General features: G+C 60.5%; 7 protein-coding genes and 1 tRNA gene. All 8 read left to right on the top strand.

Annotated elements, in window-relative coordinates:
• The first annotated feature begins 314 nt into the window (after positions 1-314).
• The 8 genes from ACESMD_RS03675 (at position 315) to rpoB (ending at position 8189) form a co-directional block, all read left to right on the top strand.
• Positions 315-390 (top strand) — tRNA-Trp (locus ACESMD_RS03675).
• A gap of 70 nt (positions 391-460) precedes the next feature.
• A complete protein-coding gene (gene secE / locus ACESMD_RS03670; RefSeq protein ID WP_372610430.1) occupies positions 461-829 on the top strand; it encodes a preprotein translocase subunit SecE in 369 nt (122 codons plus the stop codon).
• 8 nt (positions 830-837) lie between these two features.
• The gene (nusG, locus tag ACESMD_RS03665; RefSeq protein ID WP_372610428.1) at positions 838-1371 is read left to right on the top strand and encodes a transcription termination/antitermination protein NusG; all 534 of its coding nucleotides are present in this window, start codon (positions 838-840) and stop codon (positions 1369-1371) included.
• A gap of 88 nt (positions 1372-1459) precedes the next feature.
• On the top strand, positions 1460-1891 hold the full coding sequence (gene rplK, locus ACESMD_RS03660; protein WP_372610426.1) for a 50S ribosomal protein L11: 432 nt from the start codon (positions 1460-1462) through the stop codon (positions 1889-1891).
• Positions 1892-1893: 2 nt separating this feature from the next.
• Complete coding sequence (gene rplA / locus ACESMD_RS03655; RefSeq protein WP_372610424.1) at positions 1894-2586, top strand: 50S ribosomal protein L1; 693 nt, start codon at positions 1894-1896, stop codon at positions 2584-2586.
• A gap of 272 nt (positions 2587-2858) precedes the next feature.
• Positions 2859-3359, top strand: a complete 501-nt coding sequence (gene rplJ / locus ACESMD_RS03650; protein WP_372610422.1) for a 50S ribosomal protein L10 — start codon at positions 2859-2861, stop codon at positions 3357-3359.
• Positions 3360-3448: 89 nt separating this feature from the next.
• Positions 3449-3820 (top strand): 50S ribosomal protein L7/L12, encoded by a 372-nt coding sequence (gene rplL, locus ACESMD_RS03645; RefSeq protein ID WP_372610420.1) that lies wholly within the window; start codon positions 3449-3451, stop codon positions 3818-3820.
• A gap of 232 nt (positions 3821-4052) precedes the next feature.
• Positions 4053-8189, top strand: a complete 4137-nt coding sequence (gene rpoB / locus ACESMD_RS03640; protein WP_372610418.1) for a DNA-directed RNA polymerase subunit beta — start codon at positions 4053-4055, stop codon at positions 8187-8189.
• Positions 8190-8192 lie beyond the last annotated feature (3 nt).

The raw sequence follows: 8192 nt of genomic DNA, 5'->3' as shown, positions 1-8192 counted from the left end.
TAAGCGCGTGTATTAGCTGCCACTTCTATCTGCCTTAGAGGGATGATTTAATGACAATTCCAAGCATTCCTTGACGTTGAGCGCCGCTGCTTTATCATGCCTGCCAGTCTTTGGTAAGGGTGAGGTCGACGGTTCAAATCCGTCCATGAGCTCCATATCGAAAAGGCGAGCCGCGGCTCGCCTTTTCTTTGGCTCTGGTGTACGAGTCCAGTCAGAGTAAGAGTGGCAGGGGTTGTCAAGGCCTCGTGCTTTCGCTATTATGGCGCCCGCTGTCGTGCTGGTCGCCTGCACAAGGGTGGGAGCAGAGCAGATACAGGCCAGTAGCTCAATTGGCAGAGCAGCGGTCTCCAAAACCGCAGGTTGGGGGTTCGATTCCCTCCTGGCCTGCCAGTCTTCCCCAGGCTGGCCGCCAGACTGAATTTCTTGTTTCGATTGCCGCACCCTGAGGAGTCTCGTTTTCATGAAGCACATCGCCGAGGTGCCGGAGTCGCGCCGCGACGGGCTCAAGTGGTCGGTTGTCGTTACCTTGCTGGTTCTGGCCGTGGTGGGCAATGCCTATTTCTCCGATCAGGCCATCCTCTATCGTGTACTGGGTGTCGTCGTGTTGTGTGCATTGGCGGCGGTCATTGCCTTTACCACGACCAAGGGTCAGGAGCTTCTGGAGCTTGCCAGGAGTGCCAAGAAGGAAATTCAGCGCGTGGTATGGCCGACACGCCCCGAAACCATACAGACCACGGGTATCGTCCTTGTTGCCGTTCTGGTAGTGGGTCTGATGCTGTGGATGATCGACACCCTTCTTGGCTGGGCGATGTCCGGCGTCATCGGTTAGGAGCTTCCATGTCCAAGCGTTGGTATGTCATTCACGCCTACTCCGGCTTCGAGAAGCATGTCATGCGCTCGTTGACCGAGAGCGTGAAGATGCATGGCATGGAGGATCGCTTCGGCGAAATTCTGGTGCCGACCGAAGAAGTCGTCGAGATTCGTGATGGCAAGCGCCGCAAGAGTGAGCGCAAGTTCTATCCCGGTTATGTCCTCGTCGAGATGGAGATGGATGACGATACCTGGCACCTGGTCAATGAGACTCCCCGTGTAATGGGGTTCATTGGCGGTACCAAGGAGAAGCCGGCGCCGATCAGTCAGAAGGAAGCCGATGCCATTCTCCGCCGTGTACAGGATGGCACCGACAAGCCGCGGCCGAAGACCCTCTTCGAGCCGGGCCAGTCAGTGCGTGTCGTCGATGGTCCCTTCGCCGACTTCAACGGCGTGGTGGAAGAGGTCAATTACGACAAGAGCCGCGTCCAGGTCAGCGTGCTGATTTTCGGCCGCTCCACGCCCGTCGAGCTTGAGTTTGCACAGGTCGAGAAGGAATAACGGTCTCGACATTTGATTGAGACGGTCGCCATGGGGCGGCCGACAACCCGGGGAGCCGAAAGGCGCTACTACCCAACTGGAGTGAATCATGGCCAAGAAAGTTCAGGCTTACATCAAGCTGCAAGTCGCAGCCGGTAAAGCCAATCCGAGTCCCCCCGTGGGCCCTGCGCTGGGTCAGCACGGTGTCAATATCATGGAGTTCTGCAAAGCCTTCAATGCGGCTACTCAGGACATCGAGCCAGGTCTGCCGACGCCGGTGGTCATCACCGTTTATTCGGACCGCAGCTTCACCTTCATCACCAAGACCCCTCCTGCAGCGGTTCTGCTGAAGAAGGCAGCGGGCATCAAGTCCGGCTCGGGTGAGCCGAACAAGAATAAGGTGGGCACCGTGACCCGGGATCAGCTCGAGGAGATCGCCAGGACCAAGGAGCCGGATCTGACCGCTGGCGATATCGACGCCGCTGTCCGTACCATCGCCGGTAGTGCCCGCAGCATGGGCCTGAACGTGGAGGGTCTCTGATCATGGCCAAGTTGACCAAGCGTGCGAAGCTGATTCAGGAAAAGATTGATTCGGCCAAGACCTATCCGCTGGAAGAAGCCGTGGCACTGCTCAATGAACTGTCCACCGTGAAGTTCAATGAGTCCCTGGATGTGGCCATCAACCTGGGCGTCGATCCGCGCAAATCGGACCAGGTCGTGCGTGGTGCCACCGTGATGCCCAATGGTACCGGCAAGGACGTGCGTGTTGCCGTCTTCACCCAGGGTGCCAACGCCGACGCGGCCAAGGAAGCCGGTGCCGACATCGTCGGCATGGACGACCTGGCCGACCAGGTCAAGAAGGGACAGCTGGACTTCGACGTGGTCATCGCCTCGCCGGACGCCATGCGTGTCGTCGGTCAGCTGGGGCAGATCCTCGGTCCGCGCGGCCTGATGCCGAACCCCAAGGTCGGAACCGTAACCGCGGATGTGGCCACTGCGGTCAGGAATGCCAAGGCCGGGCAGGTGCGTTTCCGTACCGACAAGAACGGCATCATCCACACTACCCTTGGCAAGGTCGATTTCGATGCGACCGCCATCCAGGGCAACCTGGAAGCGCTGGTCTCCGATCTGAAGCGGCTCAAGCCCAGTACCTCCAAGGGGATTTATCTCAAGAAGGTCACCGTGTCCAGCACCATGGGCCCGGGGCTGACAATCGATCATTCCGCCCTCGTCTGAGAACGGCTGGATCGATACAGGCAAGAGAACTTTGCGGTCCCCGGTACGGCGTCGATGACAGTCGGGTGGGGCACCGTCAAAGACCGCAGGCGTCGCGGTTGTTTTGAAGTGCGACTTAATCTTCCTCCGGGAAGGCCTGCGCAGATGGTGTGGCCGCCAGATATCTGGTGAGCACCATCCCAGGACTCCCGGTGCCTCCTGCTGGAGGGGTCGGGGGAGATGGTAACCACCGGAGCACTCATCAGAGGTTCCGGCATGAAGGAGTGATCGCTGTGCCACTAGCACTTGAAGGCAAGAAGGCCATCGTTGCCGAAGTCAGTGAAGCGGCCAAGGGTGCTCTCTCCGTCGTCGTTGCCGATTCTCGCGGCGTCACGGTCGAAAAGATGACCGACCTGCGCAAGCAGGGACGCGAGAATGGCGTGCAGATTCGTGTTGTTCGCAACACCCTGGCACGTCGCGCCCTGTCAGGCACCCAATGGGAATGCCTGACCGACAGCTTCGTGGGCCCGACCCTGCTGGCATTCTCCACTGACCATCCGGGTGCTGCCGCCCGTCTGTTCAAGGAGTTTTCCAAGCAGGATCAGAACTTCGAAATCAAGGCGCTGGCCTACGAGGGCGAGCTGATCCCGGCTGCCGACATCGACCGCCTGGCGACCCTGCCGACTTACGACGAGGCCATCGCCAAGCTGATGTCCGTCATGAAGGAGGCTTCCGCCGGCAAGCTGGTTCGTACCCTCGCCGCGCTGCGCGATCAGAAGCAGGAAGCCGTCTGAAAGGCGAGCTCTGCCGTGCAGCCCGATACGAACACTGAATCCTCGAGTCCTCGTTACCCCGAGGCTCCCGCAAAGTTAGGAACACGAAAATGGCACTGAGCAAAGAAGACATCATCAACGCCGTCGCCGACATGTCTGTCATGGAAGTCGTCGAGTTGATCGAGGCAATGGAAGAGAAGTTCGGCGTTTCCGCCGCCGCGGCTGTCGTTGCTGGTCCGGGCGGTGGTGAAGCCGCCGTCGAGGAAGAGCAGACCGAATTTGACCTCGTGCTGACCGCCGTCGGCGAGAAGAAAGTCAACGTGATCAAGGTCGTGCGCGAAATCACCGGCCTGGGCCTGAAGGAAGCCAAGGGTGCCGTCGATGGTGCACCGGGTACCATCAAGGAAGGCATGTCCAAGGACGATGCCGAAGCGGCCAAGGCCAAGCTGGAAGAAGCCGGCGCGAGCGTGGAGCTCAAGTAATCCTTGTGCTCATGGTTGCGCGCGCTGCGTAAGCTTCCATGGCTGGTGGCGGGACACCCGCTGCCGGCCTTTTTCTGTTGTTACTGGCCTCTGCATCTGCAGAACTGCCAGCCGAATTCCGAAGGCGAGCGTCCTGACTGGGCGCTTGCCTTCATCGCCTGACGGCACTACTCCCGTCGGGTGGCGCCGACCACGTGTCGGTCACCTATGGTGAACAAGCTGGGGAATACAGATGGCTTACTCATACACTGAGAAAAAACGCATCCGCAAGGATTTCGGCAAACTGCCACAAGTGATGGATGTGCCCTTCCTGCTGGCAATCCAGCTTGATTCCTACTACGACTTTCTCCAGCAGGACCGCTCCCCGGAGGAGCGTCTGGAAATCGGTCTGCATGCGGCCTTCAAGTCCGTGTTCCCGATCGAGAGCTTCTCCGGCAATGCCGCTCTCGAGTACGTCAGCTATCGTTTCGGTACGCCGGCCTTCGATGTCAAGGAATGCCAGTCGCGTGGCGTCACCTATTCGGCACCGCTGCGCGTCAAGGTTCGCCTGATCATTCATGACAAGGAGTCATCGAACAAGGCGATCAAGGACATCAAGGAGCAGGAAGTCTACATGGGGGAGATTCCCCTGATGACCGAGAACGGTACCTTCGTCATCAATGGTACCGAGCGGGTCATCGTCTCCCAGCTGCATCGCAGCCCGGGCGTGTTCTTCGATCATGACAAGGGCAAGAGCCACTCCTCCGGCAAACTGCTCTATTCCGCCCGCGTGATTCCCTACCGCGGCTCCTGGCTGGACTTCGAGTTCGATCCCAAGGACAGCGTCTTCGTGCGCATCGACCGTCGCCGCAAGCTGCCGGCGAGCGTGCTGCTGCGCGCCCTGGGCATGAGCGCCGAGGAGATCCTGGCGGAGTTCTTCGAGACCAGCACCTTCCACGTCGAAGCCTCGGGCTTCTCTGTCGAACTTGTGCCCTCTCGCCTGCGCGGTGAAACCGCGACCTTCGACATCAAGGACGGCGAGGACAACCTCATCGTCGAGGAAGGCCGTCGGATTACCCAGAAGCACATTCGTCAGCTCGAGAAGGCCGGCCTCGAGCGCCTCGACGTGCCGATGGAGTACCTCAAGGGCAAGGTGCTTGCTAAAGATCTAGCCGATCCGAATACTGGTGAGGAAATTGCTCGAGCTAATACGGAGCTTTACCTTGGCTATTACGAAAAGCCCAGAGCCCCTTCTCAGGCTAGACCTGAAATGGATGTTGAGGCTTTCGTGCAGGCTTTGGCGGAAAGTGGTCTAACTACGTTTGAGACTCTTTACACTAATGATCTCGACTGTGGCCCTTTCATCTCCGAGACCCTACGACTGGACACTACCGGCTCCCAGCTCGAGGCGCTGGTCGAGATCTATCGCATGATGCGTCCTGGCGAGCCACCGACCAAGGAGGCGGCCGAGACCCTGTTCCGCAATCTCTTCTTCACCGAGGATCGCTACGATCTTTCCGGTGTCGGTCGCATGAAGTTCAACCGCCGGCTGCGCCGCGACGCCGACCAGGGCAGTGGTGTCCTGGATCGTGGCGACATCCTCGATGTGCTGCGTGAGTTGATCAACATCCGTAACGGTTTCGGTGAAGTCGATGACATCGACCACCTGGGCAACCGCCGTATCCGCTGCGTGGGCGAGATGGCCGAGAACCAGTTCCGTGTGGGCCTGGTGCGCGTCGAGCGTGCGGTCAAGGAGCGTCTGTCCATGGCCGAGAGCGAAGGCCTGATGCCTCAGGACCTGATCAATGCCAAGCCGGTAGCGGCGGCGGTCAAGGAGTTCTTCGGCTCCAGCCAGCTCTCCCAGTTCATGGACCAGAACAACCCGCTCTCAGAGGTCACTCACAAGCGCCGGGTCTCCGCGCTCGGCCCGGGTGGCCTGACCCGCGAGCGGGCCGGTTTCGAGGTGCGTGACGTCCACGCCACCCACTATGGTCGCCTCTGCCCGATCGAGACGCCGGAAGGTCCGAACATCGGCCTGATCAATTCCCTGGCGACCTATAGTCACACCAACAGCTACGGCTTCCTCGAGACCCCGTACCGCAAGGTGGTGGATCGCCAGGTTACCGATGACGTGGTGCATCTCTCGGCCATCGAGGAAGGCGACTTCACCATCGCCCAGGCCTCTGCCACCGTCGACGAGAGCAACAAGCTGGTCGATGACCTGGTTCAGGTGCGTCACCGCGGTGAGACGACCTTCATGCGTCCCGATCAGGTGACCCTGATGGACGTCTCGCCACGTCAGGTGGTGTCCGTCGCCGCGGCATTGATCCCCTTCCTCGAGCATGACGATGCCAACCGTGCCCTGATGGGCTCGAACATGCAGCGCCAGGCGGTACCCACCCTGCGCGCCGAGAAGCCGCTGGTGGGCACCGGCATGGAACGCTTCGTGGCCCGTGATTCGGGTGTCTGTGCCGTGGCAGGCCGCGGTGGCGTGATCGATTCGGTGGATGCCCGGCGTATCGTGGTGCGGGTCAACGAGGACGAGATCATCGGCGGCGAAGCCGGCGTGGATATCTACAACCTCACCAAGTATGTCCGTTCCAACCAGAACACCTGCATGAACCAGCGCCCCATCGTGCGTCCCGGCGACGAGGTGGCCCGCGGTGACATCCTGGCAGACGGTCCGTCTGTCGACATGGGTGACCTGGCCCTGGGCCAGAACATGCGCATCGCCTTCATGCCCTGGAACGGCTACAACTTCGAGGATTCCATCCTGCTCTCGGAGCGGGTGGTACAGGAAGACCGCTTCACCACCATCCATATCCAGGAACTGACCTGCGTCTCTCGCGACACCAAGCTTGGGTCGGAAGAGATCACCTCGGATATTCCCAACGTCGGCGAGTCGGCCCTGGCCAAGCTGGACGAGGCCGGAGTGGTCTACATCGGTGCCGAGGTGGGCCCTGGTGATATCCTGGTGGGCAAGGTCACGCCCAAGGGCGAGACCCAGTTGACGCCGGAAGAGAAGCTGCTGAGAGCGATCTTCGGGGAGAAGGCCTCCGACGTGAAGGACACCTCCCTGCGTGCCCCCACCGGCATGCGCGGGACCATCATCGATGTCCAGGTATTCACCCGTGACGGTGTGGAAAAGGATTCCCGTGCGCTCCACATCGAGCAGATGCAGCTCGACGAGGTGCGCAAGGATCTTCAGGAAACCTATCGCATCGCCGAGGATGCCACCTTCGAACGCCTCAAGCGGACCCTCTCCGGTCAGGCGGTGAACGGCGGTCCCAAGCTCAAGAAGGGTGATCTGCTCTCCGAGAGCTATCTCGAGGAACTGTCCCGCCAGGATTGGTTCAAGCTGCGCCTGCAGGATGAGACCCTCAACGAGTTGCTGGCCCAGGCCGACGAGCAACTCGAGAACCGTCGCAAGGAAATGGACGAGCGCTTCGAGGACAAGAAGCGCAAGCTGACCCAGGGCGATGACCTGGCGCCCGGCGTGCTCAAGATCGTCAAGGTCTACATGGCCGTGAAGCGTCGTCTGCAGCCCGGTGACAAGATGGCCGGCCGTCACGGCAACAAGGGTGTGATCTCGGCCATCATGCCCATCGAGGACATGCCCTTCGACGACAACGGTGAACCCATCGACGTGGTGCTCAATCCACTGGGCGTGCCGTCGCGGATGAACGTCGGTCAGATCCTCGAGACCCACCTGGGTCTGGCCGCGGAGGGTCTGGGCGTCAAGATCCAGCACCTCTTGAGGGATGTCCGTGGCCAGCAGATCGCCGAGATTCGTGAATTCCTCGGTCAGATCTACAACTCGACGCCCGGCACCCGGGTCGAGGATATCGACTCCTTGACCGATGATGAGGTGATCGCTCTGGCGAAGAACCTCCAGGGTGGGGTTCCGATGTCCACGCCGGTCTTCGACGGGGCCAAGGAGGGTGAGATCAAGCATCTGCTGAAGCTCGCTGGCCTGCCCGACTCCGGTCAGATGACGCTCTATGACGGCCGCAGCGGCGAGGCCTTCGATCGCTCCGTCACCGTTGGCTACATGTACATGCTCAAGCTCAACCACCTGGTGGATGACAAGATGCATGCGCGTTCCACCGGTTCCTACTCCCTGGTCACCCAGCAGCCGCTGGGCGGCAAGGCGCAGTTCGGGGGCCAGCGCTTCGGCGAGATGGAGGTCTGGGCTCTGGAAGCCTACGGCGCGGCCTACACCCTCCAGGAGATGCTCACCGTCAAGTCCGACGACGTGGAGGGTCGCACCAAGATGTACAAGAACATCGTGGATGGCGATCACGCCATGCAGGCGGGCATGCCGGAATCCTTCAACGTGCTGGTGAAGGAAATCCGCTCGCTGGGCATCGATATCGAGTTAGAGAGCTAGGAG

The sequence above is a fragment of the Halomonas sp. genome, assembly GCF_041689495.1.
GTDB lineage: Bacteria > Pseudomonadota > Gammaproteobacteria > Pseudomonadales > Halomonadaceae > Halomonas.
The sequence above is the reverse complement of the archived record's forward strand: the minus strand, read 5'-3'. Positions and strand labels throughout refer to the sequence as shown.

What these genes read in the sequence shown, in the direction of transcription:
- rplL (WP_372610420.1), top strand. Translation starts at nt 3,449, where the DNA reads ATGGCACTGAGCAAAGAAGACATCATCAACGCCGTCGCCGACATGTCT.
- nusG (WP_372610428.1), top strand. Translation starts at nt 838, where the DNA reads ATGTCCAAGCGTTGGTATGTCATTCACGCCTACTCCGGCTTCGAGAAG.
- rplA (WP_372610424.1), top strand. Translation starts at nt 1,894, where the DNA reads ATGGCCAAGTTGACCAAGCGTGCGAAGCTGATTCAGGAAAAGATTGAT.
- rplK (WP_372610426.1), top strand. Translation starts at nt 1,460, where the DNA reads ATGGCCAAGAAAGTTCAGGCTTACATCAAGCTGCAAGTCGCAGCCGGT.
- secE (WP_372610430.1), top strand. Translation starts at nt 461, where the DNA reads ATGAAGCACATCGCCGAGGTGCCGGAGTCGCGCCGCGACGGGCTCAAG.
- rpoB (WP_372610418.1), top strand. Translation starts at nt 4,053, where the DNA reads ATGGCTTACTCATACACTGAGAAAAAACGCATCCGCAAGGATTTCGGC.